Source organism: Microbacterium sp. Bi128 (genome assembly GCF_918698205.1).
On sequence record NZ_CAKKMM010000063.1, the window covers coordinates 1 to 14,781 of the forward strand.

Annotated in this window: 14 protein-coding genes and 1 tRNA gene; 5 read left to right on the top strand and 10 right to left on the bottom strand. The window is 71.5% G+C overall.

The window, feature by feature from the left end:
• Positions 1-172: 172 nt before the first annotated feature.
• Positions 173-246 (top strand) — tRNA-Ile (locus LQV45_RS07395).
• Between the two features lie 145 nt (positions 247-391).
• Positions 392-580, top strand: coding sequence for a zf-TFIIB domain-containing protein (locus LQV45_RS07400; RefSeq protein ID WP_230006440.1), 189 nt, complete (start codon positions 392-394; stop codon positions 578-580).
• A gap of 66 nt (positions 581-646) precedes the next feature.
• On the opposite strand, the gene hxlA is transcribed toward LQV45_RS07400, so the two are convergent.
• Positions 647-1,285, bottom strand: a complete 639-nt coding sequence (gene hxlA, locus LQV45_RS07405) for a 3-hexulose-6-phosphate synthase (RefSeq protein WP_230006441.1) — start codon at positions 1,283-1,285, stop codon at positions 647-649.
• A 45-nt stretch (positions 1,286-1,330) separates the two neighbouring features.
• Positions 1,331-1,903, bottom strand: a complete 573-nt coding sequence (hxlB, locus tag LQV45_RS07410; protein WP_230006442.1) for a 6-phospho-3-hexuloisomerase — start codon at positions 1,901-1,903, stop codon at positions 1,331-1,333.
• Between the two features lie 109 nt (positions 1,904-2,012).
• On the opposite strand from hxlB, the gene LQV45_RS07415 reads away from it, so the two are divergent.
• Together LQV45_RS07415 and LQV45_RS07420 are read left to right on the top strand one after the other, a co-directional pair.
• Positions 2,013-2,840 carry a LuxR C-terminal-related transcriptional regulator gene (locus LQV45_RS07415; protein WP_230006443.1) on the top strand — a complete coding sequence of 276 codons (828 nt, stop codon included), beginning with the start codon at positions 2,013-2,015 and terminating at the stop codon, positions 2,838-2,840.
• A gap of 120 nt (positions 2,841-2,960) precedes the next feature.
• A complete protein-coding gene (locus tag LQV45_RS07420) occupies positions 2,961-3,911 on the top strand; it encodes an isoprenylcysteine carboxylmethyltransferase family protein (RefSeq protein WP_230006444.1) in 951 nt (316 codons plus the stop codon).
• Between the two features lie 23 nt (positions 3,912-3,934).
• On the opposite strand, the gene LQV45_RS07425 is transcribed toward LQV45_RS07420, so the two are convergent.
• From LQV45_RS07425 to LQV45_RS07450, 6 genes are all read right to left on the bottom strand, one after another.
• Positions 3,935-5,203: an amidase family protein gene (locus LQV45_RS07425; RefSeq protein ID WP_230006445.1), complete on the bottom strand. Its 1,269-nt coding sequence runs from the start codon at positions 5,201-5,203 to the stop codon at positions 3,935-3,937.
• On the bottom strand, positions 5,200-6,633 hold the full coding sequence (locus LQV45_RS07430; RefSeq protein ID WP_230006446.1) for an MFS transporter: 1,434 nt from the start codon (positions 6,631-6,633) through the stop codon (positions 5,200-5,202). Before LQV45_RS07430 ends, LQV45_RS07425 begins: the two co-directional genes overlap by 4 nt.
• Positions 6,634-6,701: 68 nt before the next feature.
• Entirely contained in the window at positions 6,702-7,385 is a 684-nt protein-coding gene (locus LQV45_RS07435; protein WP_230006447.1) for a helix-turn-helix transcriptional regulator, read from the bottom strand.
• Between the two features lie 58 nt (positions 7,386-7,443).
• Positions 7,444-9,033, bottom strand: coding sequence for a benzoylformate decarboxylase (mdlC, locus tag LQV45_RS07440; RefSeq protein WP_230006448.1), 1,590 nt, complete (start codon positions 9,031-9,033; stop codon positions 7,444-7,446).
• A gap of 17 nt (positions 9,034-9,050) precedes the next feature.
• Positions 9,051-10,505 carry an aldehyde dehydrogenase family protein gene (locus LQV45_RS07445; protein ID WP_230006449.1) on the bottom strand — a complete coding sequence of 485 codons (1,455 nt, stop codon included), beginning with the start codon at positions 10,503-10,505 and terminating at the stop codon, positions 9,051-9,053.
• Between the two features lie 3 nt (positions 10,506-10,508).
• Positions 10,509-11,477 (bottom strand): hypothetical protein, encoded by a 969-nt coding sequence (locus tag LQV45_RS07450; protein ID WP_230006450.1) that lies wholly within the window; start codon positions 11,475-11,477, stop codon positions 10,509-10,511.
• Positions 11,478-11,613: 136 nt separating this feature from the next.
• Between LQV45_RS07450 and LQV45_RS07455 the strand changes: the two genes are divergently transcribed.
• A complete protein-coding gene (locus tag LQV45_RS07455) occupies positions 11,614-12,543 on the top strand; it encodes a LysR family transcriptional regulator (RefSeq protein WP_230006451.1) in 930 nt (309 codons plus the stop codon).
• A 96-nt stretch (positions 12,544-12,639) separates the two neighbouring features.
• Here LQV45_RS07455 and LQV45_RS07460 read toward each other — a convergent pair whose 3' ends face one another.
• Positions 12,640-13,662 (bottom strand): CNNM domain-containing protein, encoded by a 1,023-nt coding sequence (locus tag LQV45_RS07460; RefSeq protein WP_230006452.1) that lies wholly within the window; start codon positions 13,660-13,662, stop codon positions 12,640-12,642.
• Positions 13,659-14,781, bottom strand: a 1,123-nt coding sequence (locus LQV45_RS07465) for a hemolysin family protein (protein WP_230006453.1), incomplete at its 5' end; no start/stop codon positions are given. The genes LQV45_RS07465 and LQV45_RS07460, both read right to left, overlap by 4 nt.

A 14,781-nucleotide genomic window follows, 5' to 3' on the forward strand; every position in this document is an offset into this window, starting at 1 on the left:
AGCCGCCCCGGGTGCACTGACGGGTGCCGCCCACGCTGGTCGAGCGCCCAGATCACGTGATCTCGTCGAGGCCACCCGTTGTTGCGCGCCATCGCGGGTACGGTCGACCAGATCACGTGAAGTGGCGACTTCGATGACCGGAGACGGATGCCGGTAGGCTCGGAGACCGCAAGGGGCGGTGGCCAAGCTGGTCAAGGCAGCGGGCTCATAACCCGACGATCGTGGGTTCAAGTCCCACCCGCCCTACGGCATGAGGCCCCGACATCGCCGCGGTGTCGGGGCCTTCCGCCGTCACGGGGTCCACTGCCGAGGGAACAGCCGCGCGGCGGAGGGCGTTCCCTCCGGCGACGCCCCGAGGCCCTCGGGCGCGAACGGTGCGAGCGGAACGGCGATGAGCTACAGAGACCCCTACGACGACGACGCGCAGCCCATCTGTCCCTCGTGCGGCGTGACGATGCATCCGCTGATCGACGAGGGTATCGACGCCGACGAATGCCGCGAGTGCGGGTTCCGCGCCGCGTGGCCGAACGCCGACGCTGCGGGGGCGGCAGAGAACGGTGACGACGACCGGTGGGCGTGATGCCGCACGCGAAAGCCGGGGGCCCGGCACCTTTCGGCACCGAACCCCCGGCTCTCACGACGCTGATCAGGCCGCAGCGGTCTCCGTGATCGCGGCGCGCAGCTCGGCGGCCGCGGCTGCCACGTCGTCGGCGCTGTAGATCGCGCTTCCGGCGACCGCAAGGCGAGCGCCCGACTGCTGCACGGCGGCGATGGTCTGGGCGTTGATGCCGCCGGCGACCGAGAACGCGACACCGGAGGCCTCGCCGTCACGGAGCAGCGTCTCGAAGGTGAAGCCCTCCTCGGCCTGCTCGTCGAGGCCGGCGTGCATCTCGACGAACTCCGCACCGAGCGCGGTGACTTCCTTCGCGCGGGTGGCCTTGTCGGGCACACCGATGAGGTCGACGACGACGCCCTTGCCGTGGGCCTTCGCGGCCTTCACGGCACCGGCGATCGTGCTGTCGCCGGCGACGCCGAGCACGGTGACGAGGTCGGCGCCGGCCTGGAAGGCCATGTCGGCCTCGAGCTCACCGGCATCCATCGTCTTCAGGTCGGCGAAGACGATCTTGTCGGGGTGGGCTTCCTTCACGGCGGTGATGGCCGAGAGTCCGGCGCTCTTGATGAGCGGGGTGCCGAGCTCGAGCACGTCGACGTACGGCGCTGCCTTGCCGGCGAGCTCGAGCGCGTGCTCGGTGGTCAGGGTGTCCATGGCGAACTGAAGCTGCATGGGGGTGTCCTTTCGATGGGGTGTGTCGCCGGGTCCCGGCGCGGGTCATTCGAGATTCGCGTGGCGGGGCCAGAGGTCGTCGGCGGACTGCGCGCTCCGCTGCCAGAGCGCGTGGAACACGGCGTCGCCGACGAGACCGACGGACTGCTCGAAAAGGCTGCCGGCGTACTGGGCGGATGCCGTGCCCGAGCGGTCCGTCTTCGTCGCGGCCGGGATGACCAGGGTGGTGTCGGCGATCTCGGACAGCGGCGAGGAGTTCGTCGTCGACACGGCGAGGACGCGCGCGCCGACGTCGGCGGCGGTCTTCGCGGCCTGCACGATTCCGCCGGTGGTCCCGGAACCGCTCGCGACGAGGAGGAGATCGCCGCGCCGGATCGCCGGGGTCGTGACCTCGCCGACGACGTGCACCGTCAGGCCGAGGTGCATGAGCCGCATCGCGGTCGAGCGCAGGGCCAGCCCCGACCGGCCGGCGCCGTGGACGAAGACACGGTCGGCGTCGATGAGGAGCCCGAGGGCGTCCTCGAACGGTGCCGGATCGGTCTGGCGGAGCGCCGAAACGACGTCCTGGAGTTCGCTGCCGATCGTGCCGAGCGAGTCCGCGACGGTGGTGTGAGGCATAGGACGATCGTCGTCGCGATCCGCTGAAGCCGCTGCTGCCCGGCCAGGCGGCATCCCCACCCGATCGGGTGGGACCGTTCTTTCGGGTAGGACAGGTAGGTTCGGTCCTATGGCGACAGACGGCGAGATCCACGCGAGCCGTTCGGCCGCCTCGGAGCATGCCCGCACCGTGGCGGATCAGGCCGATCGGCATGCCCTGACCCTCGAGTCGATCCTCGCCGCGCTGAGGTCGACGCGCCTGTCGGACGCGGCGGCGCGGGCCGAGGCCGTCGAGATCGCGTCGGCCGCGCTCATCGAACTGCGCACCGCCACCGACCGGCAGCGCAGCACGCTGCTGGAACCCGTGACGGGGGCGTTCTCGCGGCTCCGCGCCGACCTGCGTCCGCTCGTGCGGTTCGGCGACCTCGACGTGCAGTTCGTCGAACCTCCCACGACCGGCCGCGCCCTCCCCGGCGACGTGGCTCACAGCGCGCGGGCGATCGTCCGCACCGCCGTGCTCGCCCTGGTCGACGACGGCGCGGCGCGCCGGGTCCGCATCCAGTGGGACTGCGACGGCCGGAACCTGCTCATGCAGTTGCGCGACGACGGCGCCGGCTCGCTGGACGTGCACGACGACGCCGTCCGCCCCATCGCGGAGCGCGTCGTCGCGCTCGAGGGGACGCTCTCCGTCGCCTCCACGCCCGGCTGGGGTTCCACGGTCGACATCTCGCTGCCCCTCGACCCGTCGCCCCGCACGGTCGAGTCGGCGACCGACTCCGACCTCACGGACCGCGAACGAGAGGTCCTCCGCCTGGTGACGACGGGGGTCGGCAACCGCGAGATCGCCGAGGGACTCGGCATCAGCCTCAACACCGTGAAGTACCACGTCGCGAACCTCCTCCGGAAGCTCGGCGCCCGCACGCGGGCCGAGCTCGCCGCCGCGGCCGCCCGAGGGTGAGGCGCCGGGCCGCCGGCGCGCGCCCAGCTCACCGAGGTTTCCCGAGATGACCGGCGCTTCGACGCGAACGCGGGTCCTCTCGCGGAACGCGGGTCCTCTCGTGCTCGCACCCGGCGGAGAATGGATGCCGTGACCTCGGCATCCACCCTCGCCCGGCTGTACTTCGCAGCGCAGGCTGCGGCCGGCGCCGCGTGGTGGGTCGCCGTCTTCACGGTGCCGCTCGTGCGCGACGCCACGCTCGGCGACATCGACGCGGTGCTGCTCGCTCCGTTCGACATCGGCCTGTTCGTCGTGGCCTCCGGGCTCGCCGCGGTCCTGCCCGTGCGGGCTCGCACCGTCGCGGCGGGGATCGCCACCGCGTGGACGGTCGTCGTCACCGCCGGGCTCGCCGTCTACGCCACACTGACCGGGTTGGCAGGGTGGGGTGTCATCGCGATGACAGGCGCGTCGCTCGGGTCGCTCGGGGCGCTCGCCCTGCTCGTGTGGGGCCGCATCCCGACGGGGTGGGTGCTGATCGGCCCGTTCGCGTTCCGCACCGCGCGGGTTCGCCGGTCGCCGCTTCCGCACGTGGTCGGGACGCTCGGTCAGATCGTCGCATTCTGGGCGGTGTTCTTCGCGGCGATCCCGGCGGTGCTGTCGAGTCTGGAACAGCGATGGGGACTCCACCTCGACCTCGGGGCCGGTGTGCGCGTCGCCGGAGTGGTGCTGTTCGTCGCGCTCGGCGCCGCCGCGTTCTGGTCGGCGGCCGCGCTCTCCGTGAAGGGCGGCGGCACACCCCTGCCCGCGGCGATGCCGAACCGGCTCGTGATCGCCGGCCCGTACCGGTGGGTGCGCAATCCCATGGCGTCGACGAGCATCGCGCAGGGCGTGGCCGTGGGCATGGTGCTGTCATCGTGGATGGTGGTCGCCTACGCCGTCGCCGGCGCGCTGGTGTGGAACTTCGCGGTCCGCCCCTACGAAGAAGCCGATCTGGCCGCGAAGTTCGGCGCCGACTTCGACCGGTACCGCGACGAGGTGCGCTGCTGGATCCCGCGGCTGCGGCCGGTGGCGCCCCTGCCGCACGCTCGGTGAGCGCACGGGCAGGGGCCGCGGGCTCACCGCCCGGACGAGAGGAGCCCGGCGACGAGATCGGCGACGGCGAGCGTCCGGGCGTCGTCGTTGCGGCGTCCCTGGACGGTCAGCCCGATGGGGTCGCCCTCCACCGGGATCGGCACGGTGACCATGGGCGCGCCGAGGATCGTGCCCGGGCCCGTGTGCCGCGTGTACAGCGCGAAGACGGACTGCTCCCGTCCGCGGTGCACGATCGACGTCCCGCCGCGCGACGGGGGAGCGGATGCCGGGGTCGTCGGGAAGACCATCGCGTGCAGGTCGTGCTGTGCGAACACGTCCTCCGACAGCCGCCGCGCCTCGAGGGTGTCCTCCTGGGCGCGGGCGTAATCGGCGGCCGAGACGGGATGCCGGTGGACGTGCTCCAGGAAGGCGGCCACATCCGGCGACTGCACGCCGCGGCGCAGTGCGTCGAACGCCTCGGCGGGCGGGAGACCGAGCGCACAAGCGGCCGCGGCACCGAGTTCCCGGGGTGCCTCGAACTCGACGATCCCCGGCTCGGCCCGCACCGTGCGGGCCAGCACGGGCGCGAAGTCGACCTCGACCACGTCGATCGACGCGCTCATCGCAGCGATCGCGCGGCGGAAGGCTTCCTCCGTCGATGGGTGCAGGTCGTCGACGAGTTGGCGAGGGATGCCGAGCCGCACCCGACCGAGCGTGGTCGGAGTACGCGCCCCGGTGACCCACCCGTCGGCCCGGATCGCCTCTCGGACGGTCCGGGCGAAGACTCCCGGGGTGTCCCGCGTCCAGGACAGACCCACGATGCCCGCGGTGGACCAGCGGCCCGTGCTGGGACGGAATCCGACGACGCCGCAGTGACTCGCGGGGATCGACACCGAGCCGCCCGTATCGGTGCCGAGAGCGACGGGCACGAGGCCGGCGGCGACGGCCGCGGCGCTTCCCCCGGACGACCCACCCGCCGACAGGTGAGGTGCAGCCGGAACCCGTGCCGCACCGTAGGCGACATTGTCCGAGGTGACCCCGAGGGCCAGCTCGTGCATGTTCGCCGTCCCCACCACGACTCCACCGTGACGCCGGAACGCGGCGACGACGGGGGCGTCGGCGTCTTCGGGCCGCACATCGAGCACGCGGCATCCGGCCGAACGGCGGAATCCCCGCACCGCGATGTTCGCCTTCACCGCGACGCCGAAGGGGGCCGCGCCCGCCGCCGACGTCTGAGCGGCGAGCCGGCCGGCGTCCGCGACCTCGATCCAGACGCCGGCCTCGGAGGCCGTGACGACCTCGGGCTCCCTCACGCCGAGATCTCCTCGAGCGAACGGTTGCGGGTGCGCGGGGCGAGAAGGTTCACCACCGCCCCCACGACCAGGAACCCGATCAGGCCCAACAGCGTCCCCAGCAGCGGGAACTGCGAGAACACGCCAACGAGGAGGAACACACCGAGACCGCCACCGATGTGGCCGATGCTGTCGGCCAGGGCGTACGCGGTCGTACGGAAGCGCGTCGGGAAGCTCTCGGCCGTGAGGGCGTACTGGGCGGGCACCCAGATGTTCTGCCCGAAGAAGACGATGATCGCCCCGACCAGCGTGGCCGTCGTGGCTCCTCCACCGGCGACGACGATCAAGGCGCCGACGATCGCGATCGCCGCGCCGATCAGCATCCACCACTTGCGCTCCACCCGGTCGACCACCGACCGGGCGACGATCGCCGCCGCGATGAAGCCCGTGAGACCGACCGCGCTGACGATCCCGGCCTCGGCCGGGGTGTAGCCCTGGCGCACGAGCACCGAGGTGAAAGCGCCGGCGAACGAGTAGATCGTGACGTATCCCAGAAGCCAGGCGCAGCCGATGACGAGGAGGCGCCGCAAGGACACCGGCGAGGTGAAGAGCTCCCGCACCGCGGACAGGGTCCCACCGACGTGCACGGCGGCGTCGCGGCTGTCGTCCGCGGTCTCGGGCAGCAGCGGCTGGCGCCGGGTGGCGCGCTCCTCCATGCGGGCCACGATCGCCGCGGCCTCGACATCCCGTCCCTTGCCGGCGAGCCAGCGCGGAGATTCGGGCAGCGCGATGCGCAGCGCGAGCGAGAAGGCGGCGAGGATCGCACCCACGCCGTATACCCAGCGCCATCCGGTGTCGAAGGTGTCGGATGCCACGGCGAAGGGCAGCCCCTGGGGCCACGGCGTCATGGGGGTGGTGAGGAAGAGACCGAGCCAGATGCCGAGAGCGGAACCGAGCGCGGCCATCACGAACAGAACGCTGGTGTAGCGGCCGCGCATGCGACGCGGAGCGATCTCGCTCACGTACACGTTGATGATCGCGAGGTCGGCGCCGATGCCGATACCCGTGACCAGTCGCGAGAGACCGAACGTGGTCTCATCGACCGCGAACGTCGAGAAGAGCGAGCCGAGCCCGGTGATCACCATCGCGATGATGAGCAGGCGGTGTCGGCCGAACCGGTCGGAGAGCGGCCCCAGCACGAGCGCGCCGATGCCGTAGCCGAGAAGGCTGAGGAAGATCGGCAGTCCGATGAACTGGTCTGACGTGGCCGGAGTGCACCCGCCGATGATCTGCGCGCACGTCTGCACGAACGAGACGTTGATGTTGAAGATGTCGTACTGGACGAAGAGCATGCCCAGGCCGATGGTGAGGACGGAGATCGCGCTCAATCCCCAGCGGGGAAAGCGATCGAGGCGGGCCAGGGGCGAGACCCCGGTGCGGAGCGTGGACATGTTTCTCCCAGATGATCGAGCCGGTGCTTGCGGTCGAGCATCCTCCGCCGCGTCTCGCGGCGGCATCGTCATTTCTGACGAGGGCCCCCGGCGAGCATCGCCAACGACGTGCGGTTCTGCGTGCCGGTCCGCGCGAACGCCTGTGCGAGGTGCGTGCGCAGAGTGGGGAGCGAGATCCCCAGACGGACGCAGATCTCCCGATCGGTGAGCCCCTCCCCGAGGAGAGCCACGATCTGACGCTGACGGGGAGTCAGGACATCGCCCCCGGCGGGCGCGTCGTCGTTCCACAACCGGTGGACGAGATCGCCCACGGCTTGGAGCTTGCGCACATCGTCGGGGGTGAACGCCCCGGCGCGCTGCGAGCGCCACACCCGCAGGTCGATCGTGCCGACCGACGGGGTCGGCGCGAAGTAGTTCATGCCGTGGAACATGCCCGAACGGAAGAGGAAGTCGCGCACGAACTCGTCACGGGTGTCACGCCGAGGACTGATCGCCGACGCGCCACGCACACGCAGGAACCGGGGCGTCATCGTGTCGACGTGCCGATACCGGGTGTCGTACGCGCGAAGCTGGTCCTCGCCGAAGTGCACCCCGACCGGATCGGCGTACGGACCCGCGGGCGTCCAGCGATACGACACGAACGCGTCGGCGTTCACCGCACGCAGCAGTTGCCGTCCCAGACGGGCACGGCGGTCCGGTAGCGGTGCGTCGGCGGTGAGCGTCTCCATGATCTTCCACGAGACACGCGCCATGTGATCCTCCTCGCGCTCCGTTGCGCTGACGATAACCCGGCCGATCGCTCCCTGTGTTTCAGCGTTGCGACTGCTGTGTGACGACGACGAGTCGCGGACCGGTCGCGCTCGCCGCCTGTCGGACGACCTCTTCGAGATCATCGAGTCCGTCGACCCGCCGGCTGTCGATACCGTACCCCTCTGCGATCGCCACGGGGTCCAGTCCGGGCAGATCGAGGTAGCCGCCGTCGGGGACTTCGAGGAATCGCGAGAACCGCTGCAGCGCCCCGTACTCCCGGTTCTGGCAGATCACGAACGTGACGGGGATGCCATATCTCGCCGCGGTCCACAGCGCCGACGGCGTGTACTGCATCGCGCCGTCGCCGATCACGGCGATCACCGGTCGGGTCGGATCGGCCAGCTGGACGCCAACCGCGGCGGGGAGCCCCCAGCCGAGCCCGCCGTTGGCGGGGAAGTAGTAGGACTGCGCCCGGTCGAACGTCAGTCTCGCCCACAGCGCGTCGGCGGAGGTCCACTCCAGCACCACGACTGCATCGTCGGGTTTCGCCCGGTCGACCGTGTCGAGGATCGCGGCGGCCGACTGCGCGCCGTCCGCCTCCGGCGGCGCCGCCTCGAGGGCGGGCGCGTTCCCCGGCGCCGACGCTCGCGGCGCGACCCGCACGCTCAGCCGCGCCGCGGCGTCGACCGGTTCGCCGACCGAGAGTTCCCCCACGGCCGCACGCGCCGCCTCACCGGGATCGGAGGTCACGCCGATGAGGCGAGCGCCCGCGGCGAGCGGACTTCCGTCGACGAACTGGTGGTAGCGGAACACCGCGGCCCCGAGGGTCAGCACGAGGTCGTGTGCGGCGAGCGTCTCGGCCACGGCTCCCAAGCCCGTGGGCAGGATGCCGCGGAAGTGGGGATGCCGCGTGGGGAACGGCGCACGGGAGGGGCTCGGCGCCACCCACACGGGCAGACCCGCCCGCTCGCTGAGCGCGCGGGTGGCAGCCCACCCGGCTTCGGTGTCCACTCCGGGGCCGAGGACCAGGACGGGGGAGCGGGCAGCGTCCAGCGCCGCGGCGATCTCGTCGATGACGCCCTCCGCGACGACCGGCGCCCCAGCGACGCGCCGGGTCGACAGCGGCGCCGCTTCGGCGGCATCCATCGGTCGCGCCCAGTCATCCAGCGGCACGGACACGAACACCGGCCCCGTCGGCGCCGACTGCGCCAGCAGCGCCGCCTGCGAGACGGCGAGCGGGACGTCGTCGGGACGCAGCGGCTCGGTCGCCCACTTCACGAGCGGATCGGCGAGCCGGGTCGCGTCGACGTTGGTCAACATGGCGTTCAGCGGCACGTAGCGCCGACTCTGCTGCCCCGCGATCACCAGGAGCGGCACGTGGGCGGCGGCGCTGTTGGTGAGGTTCCCCATCGCGTTACCCGTGCCCGACGAGGAGTGCAGGTTCACCACCCCGAGCGTCCCAGATGCCTGTGCGAAGCCGTCGGCCATCGCGATGGCCGCGCCTTCCTGCAACGCGAGGACGTACTCGATGTCGTCGGGAAGATGCTTCAGCATCGTCAGCTCGTTCGAGCCGGGGTTGCCGAAGATGCGCGTGACTCCGCGGGCGCGCAGCACGTCGTAGAACGCCTGGGCGACGTCGATGGCAGGCATGGGATCCTCTCGGCCGTTCAGAACGGGTAGGTGGCGACGTCGGCCTGCATCGTGACCCACTGGGTCTCGGTGAAGGCCTCGATGTTCGCCTCGTGGCCGCCGAAGCGCGCACCGGTGCCCGAAGCGCCGACGCCACCGAACGGCGCCTGCGACTCGTCGTCGACGGTCTGGTCGTTGATGTGCAGGATGCCGCTGGGGAGGCGGTCGGCCAGTTCGTAGGCGCGGAACGCGTCCTTGGCGAGGATGCCGAGGGAGAGTCCGTAGTCGCTGGCGTTGACCAGCTCGACGAGCTCGTCGATCGAGCCGAAGCGCGTCACGGGGGCGACGGGACCGAATATCTCCCGCTGGAAAGCAGCGTGGTCGGCCGTCACGTCCGCGAGGACGGTCGCCTCGTAGAACAGGCGGTCATAGGACCCCCCGGCGGTGACGCGTGCGCCCGCGTCGACACTCTCCCGCACGATCGCGTCGATCTTGTCGCGCTGACGCTCGTCGATGATGGGGCCGAGCGGCGCCCCGGTCGCGGGGTCGCCGGCCGGCAGCGCGGCGGCCTTGGCGCTCAGCGCTGCGACGTAGTCGTCGTAGATGCTCTCGTGCACGATGTGCCGTCCGGTGGTCATGCAGATCTGCCCCTGGTGCAGGAACGACCCCCACGCGCCGGCCGACGCGGCCGCGGCCACGTCGACGTCGCCGAGCACGACGAGGGCGTTGTTGCCCCCGAGCTCGAGGTGCGCACGCTTGAGCAGCTGTCCCGCGCGGGCCCCGATCACTCGCCCCGCCTCCGTGGATCCGGTGAAGGAGATCACGGGTACCGCCGGGTGGTCCACGAGCGCGGAGCCCACCTCGACGCCCCCGGGGAGGACCGAGAAGACGCCGGCGGGGACCCCCGCCGCCTCCAGCACCGCGGCGAAGAACAGCCCGCCGCTCACGCTCGTGCGCGGATCTGGCTTGAGCACGACGGCATTGCCGAGGGCGAGGGCGGGCGCGATCGAGCGGGCCGACAGGATGCCGGGGAAGTTGAACGGCGAGATCACCCCGACGACGCCGACCGGGCGGCGCCGCGCCAGGCTGAGGCGGGGACGCGCCGAACGCAAGAGGTGCCCGTACGGCATGAGGGCCGTCGCGGCGGCGAGGTGGAACTCGTTCGCGACGAGCCCGGCTTCGAAGTGCGCCTTTCCCTGCGCGGAGCCCGCCTCCTCGCTCAGCCAGTGAGCGAGCGTGGCGGTGTTCTCTTCGAGGAGGGCCGCCGCACGTCGCAGCACCGCGGCGCGCTCTTCGGCGGGGAGGGCGGCCCACGGGCCCTGGGCGCGGCGCGCGGACTCGACCGCGCGGGAGAGGTCGTCGGCGGTGGCGATCGCGACGCGAGCAATCTCCCCACCGGTGGAGGGGGAGACCACCGCCGCCGTCTCGGGGGTCGAGACCCACGATCCGTCGAAGTAGCGGCCATCCCAGGTCTGCGGGTCGAAGAACGTCATCGGTCAGTCCCTTCCTGCGCCGGAGCGCGTGAGTGTGCCCGCGCGGCGCGCCTTCTCGGCGATCGCTGCGGAGGCGAAGTCGACGGCCGAACGTTCGGCGTCGTCGAGGTAGTCGAGCGGGATCGGCACCACGCCGCCCTCACGGACCACGGCCCGGAGCGTCACGTGCGCGCCGGAGCCGTCGGCATCCGTTCGCCACACTGCCACCGGCATCGGCTCGTCGGCGGCGAGCCCCGCGATCGTTCGCGCGGAGCCGAGCGGCGTCGTCCACCCCGAGCTGCGGCCGGGGCGGAGGTCCGACCAGCGGCGGAACCATCCACGCGCGTCGGCGTCGATGCGCGCCCGCTCGTCGGTCGTGAGCGCGCGCGGGGCGCCGTCGAGACGGATGCCGCTCCACACCGGAACCTGTCCGTCGCCGTGCTCGCCGACGACGAGTGCATCGACGCGGTCGGGCGACACGCCCAGCTCTCGCGCGACGGCCGCGGTGAAGCGGAGGCTGTCGTTCAGGCAGTAGCCGAAGATGCGCGCGGGGTCGATCGCACTCTCGTGCGCGAGGCAGGTCGCCAGCACGTCGGCGGGGTTGGTGAGCACGAGGACGAGACCGCGCTCGCCCGCGAGGTGCGTGATCGCGGGCACGAGCGCCCGCAGCACGCCGAGGTTGCCCTCGAGGAAGGCCTCGCGCGAGCCGTCGGGTGTCTCGGGGAGCGAGGCGGCGAACACGACGAGGTCGACCGGGGAGTGCGTCTCGACGGCGTCGAGATCACCCTCGGTGAGACGAGTGCCGGTGCGCCCGGCCACGATCTGCGCCTCCCGCATATCGATCGCGTGGGCTGCCAGCACGTTGCGCTTGAGGTCGAAGAGAACGATCTCGTCGAGTGTGCCCGCGAGTGAGAGCTGGTGCGCTAGTCCCGCGCCCGTCAGACCCGAGGCCCCGAGAATCGCGACCCGCCGAGGGGTCCAGTGCTGCTCCATTGCCCACGTCCTTCCGCGCCGTCCCTGGCGCTCGCTCCATTCAAGACGCCGATACACCCCACGTCCAGACGAGGGTTCGCATGATCCGCATAGAATCCCTCTATGGGGCGCGGTTGCTCCGCGAGAGGACTCCGCCATGGCATCCGTCGATCTCGACCTGCTGCGCACTTTCGTCGCCATCTATGAGCGGCGCAGTCTCACGCTCGCGGCCGGCGTGCTCAACGTCACCCAGCCCTCGGTGAGCTACGCGCTCGGGCGTCTGCGTCGCGACCTCGGCGATGCCCTGTTCGTGCGGTCGTCGGCCGGAATGGAACCCACCGCCCGCGCCGAACAGCTGTACGCCGTCGCCCGCCCCGCCATCGATGGCATCGACGACGTGGTCGCCGGTCGGGACTTCGATCCCGCCACCGCCCGCACACGCTTCCGCGTCGCGCTGACCGACATGGGTGAATTCGCCTACCTCCCCGTGCTCATGGAGCGACTCGCGCGCGACGCCCCGGGGGTGAGCCTCGACGTCGTCCCGGTCGACGTGGACGCGGTCGATCGATGGATCGCGAGCGGAGAGGTGGATGCCGCCGTCAGCAGCGCCGCGCCGACGGGACGCACCGCGACCGTGGAGCTGTTCGCCGAGACCTACGTCTGCGTCGCGCAGTGGCCCGAGGCGGTGCGGGGCGTCCCGCTCGCGGCGGAGGACCTGTCACCGCTCCGGCTGGCGCTCATCGACACGTCGGCGGGCCACGATCGTGTGGGACGCGCGCTCGACGAGGCCGGCGTCGCCCCGATGTCCGTCCTGCGGGTGCACCACTTCTCCACGCTCCCCGAGACACTGTTGCGGTCCAACGGCGCGGCGATCGTCCCGAGACGAGTGGCCGCTCTCTTCTCGGCGCGATGGCCGCTGTCCGCACGCCCCCTCGGTGATCTCATCGAGGGCTTCCACGTGCGCCTCTTCGCCAACCCCGCGCTGCATCCCACGGGCGCACGCCGATGGTTCCTCGCCGAGCTCGAGGCGGCCATCCGCTCCTTCGCCGACGGCGACGACCCCGGCAGCGACGTCCTCCTCGGGTGAGGACCGGAGCCGCGCGGTGATCGCGCGTTCGGGGCGCGAGCCGCCGTTCGGGGCGCAAGAATCGCGCCCCGAACGGAAGAACACGCCCCGAACGAATCAGCGCGCAGCGTCGGCGAGCTCGCCCGGTCCCGGCAGGATCTGCTTCAGCAGGTCGTCGAGCGTCACGACGCCGATCAGGTGCGCGCCGTCGACCACCGTGGCCAGCTGCACGCGGCGGCGGCGCATCCGGGCGAGGGCGTCGTAGGCCGAGTCACTCGGAGCGAGCACGAGCGGGTCCCGCGCGATCTCGCGCGCCGGGGTCGACGGATCGACCTCGAGGGTGTCGCGCACGTGCGCCACACGCGATGTCGGACCCGTGCCCACGAGGACCCGCAAGTGCGTCGACGACGCGGCCACGGCCTGCACGTCGGCCGCGGTGGCGTCCTCGGGCACCGAGGTGGGGGTCCGGTCGCCGCGCACGATCTCGCCGACAGTCAGCGTGCTCAGCTCGATCGCCTGCGCGATCGGAGCCGAGTACTGCTCATCGAGGGTGCCGGCGCGGCGCGAGTGCGCGACCAGTTCACGGATGGTGTCGGCATCCTGACCGCCGGCGGCGGCCTTCTCCACCGGCTCGACGCCCGACGCCCGCACGAGGCGGTTCGCGATGCGATTGATCCACAGCAGGAAGGGCCGCAGCGGCCACGTCAGTGCCCGGGCCAGGATGCCGGTCGCCTTCGCCGCAGTCTCGGGGTGCGCGATCGCCCACGACTTGGGGGCCATCTCTCCGATCACCAGGTGCAGGAACGTCACCACGATGAGCGCGAGCATGAACGCGATGATGTCCGCGAGGACATAGGGGAGTCCCCACGCCTCGAACACGGGAGCGAGCGCGTAGTCGATCGCCGGCTTCGTGATGGCACCGAGCAGGAAGGTGCACGCCGTGATGCCCAGCTGGGCGAACGCGAGCATGACGGTCAGCTCGTTGACGCCGCGCAGTGCGGCCCGAGCGGAAGCGCTCGTCGCGGCCTCCTCCTCGAGCCGGTGCCGTCGCGCGGCGAGAAGGGCGAACTCGACAATGACGAAGAAGGCGCTCGCGATGATGAGCGCGGCCGTGATCAGCGTGACGACCCACCAGCTCATCGGGCCACCTCCTCATCGGCGGCATCCACCGGCGAGGCCGGCTCGGCATCCCGGTCGATCTCGTGCAGACGCACGACGAGCTGCGAGGGCACGTGCCGGTCGATCTCGGTCACTTCGACCTCGAGCCAACGCTCGAAGTGGAGACCCTGGACGACCTCGCCGGCCCGCTCGGGCACGTCGATGCGGACGATGTCGCCGACCGCGGGCAGGTCGCCGCGGGCGTCGATGACGAGCCCGGCGGCGGTCTCGATGTCGGTGGTCGCCAGGTCGTGGCCGATGAGGCGTTCCAGTTCGTCGAGGTGCAGGTCGCCGGGGACCGTCCACGCCGCTTCGCCCATCGAGGCGACTTCGTCGACCTCGGTGTCGTGTTCGTCCGAGAGCTCGCCGATGACCTCTTCGGTGAGGTCTTCGATCGTCAGGATGCCGTCGAAGTTTCCGTACTCGTCGACCACGCACGCCATTTCATTGCGGCTGTGCCGCATGCGGTCGAGCGCAACGGGCAGGAGCATCGAGGTCGGCAGGACCACGGCGGGCCGCATCACCGACGAGACGGGCGCGTCCGGATGCGGTTGCTCGCGCAGCACGTCGATGAGCTCGACGACGCCGACGGGGGAGTCCTCTTCTCCGATCACCGGGTACCGCGTGTGGCCGGTCGCCATGAGCGCACGCACCTCGCCGACGGTCGTATCCGGTCGCACCGAGCCGACCTGCGAGCGGGGGATCATGGCGTGCTCGACGTCGCGCTGCGGGAAGTCGAGGATGCGGTCGATGATCATCGAGAGGTCGTCCGGCAGGTCGCCGCTCGCGCGGGACTCCTCGACGATCGCCTCGAGATCGCGCGCGGTCGCGCTCTCGTCGACGTCCTCGAGCGGCTCGATGCGCACGAGGCGCAGGAGTGCGTTCGCGGCGACGTCGAACACCGTGATGAGCCAACCGAACGCGAGCAGGTAGATCCGCGTGGGAACGGCGAGTGCGCGGGCGAGCGGCTCGGGGTTCGCGATGGCCAGGTTCTTCGGATACAGCTCACCGAAGATCATCGTCACGATCGTGGCGAGCAACAGAGCACCGACGGTACCGATGACGATCGAAACCGCCGGGTCGATCCCGACACCACCGAGC

Coding starts and splice junctions, on each gene's coding strand:
- hxlA (WP_230006441.1), bottom strand. CDS start 1,285: ATGCAGCTTCAGTTCGCCATGGACACCCTGACCACCGAGCACGCGCTC.
- LQV45_RS07455 (WP_230006451.1), top strand. CDS start 11,614: ATGGCATCCGTCGATCTCGACCTGCTGCGCACTTTCGTCGCCATCTAT.
- hxlB (WP_230006442.1), bottom strand. CDS start 1,903: ATGCCTCACACCACCGTCGCGGACTCGCTCGGCACGATCGGCAGCGAA.
- LQV45_RS07450 (WP_230006450.1), bottom strand. CDS start 11,477: ATGGAGCAGCACTGGACCCCTCGGCGGGTCGCGATTCTCGGGGCCTCG.
- LQV45_RS07435 (WP_230006447.1), bottom strand. CDS start 7,385: ATGGCGCGTGTCTCGTGGAAGATCATGGAGACGCTCACCGCCGACGCA.
- LQV45_RS07430 (WP_230006446.1), bottom strand. CDS start 6,633: ATGTCCACGCTCCGCACCGGGGTCTCGCCCCTGGCCCGCCTCGATCGC.
- LQV45_RS07445 (WP_230006449.1), bottom strand. CDS start 10,505: ATGACGTTCTTCGACCCGCAGACCTGGGATGGCCGCTACTTCGACGGA.
- LQV45_RS07420 (WP_230006444.1), top strand. CDS start 2,961: ATGGATGCCGTGACCTCGGCATCCACCCTCGCCCGGCTGTACTTCGCA.
- mdlC (WP_230006448.1), bottom strand. CDS start 9,033: ATGCCTGCCATCGACGTCGCCCAGGCGTTCTACGACGTGCTGCGCGCC.
- LQV45_RS07400 (WP_230006440.1), top strand. CDS start 392: ATGAGCTACAGAGACCCCTACGACGACGACGCGCAGCCCATCTGTCCC.
- LQV45_RS07415 (WP_230006443.1), top strand. CDS start 2,013: ATGGCGACAGACGGCGAGATCCACGCGAGCCGTTCGGCCGCCTCGGAG.
- LQV45_RS07460 (WP_230006452.1), bottom strand. CDS start 13,662: ATGAGCTGGTGGGTCGTCACGCTGATCACGGCCGCGCTCATCATCGCG.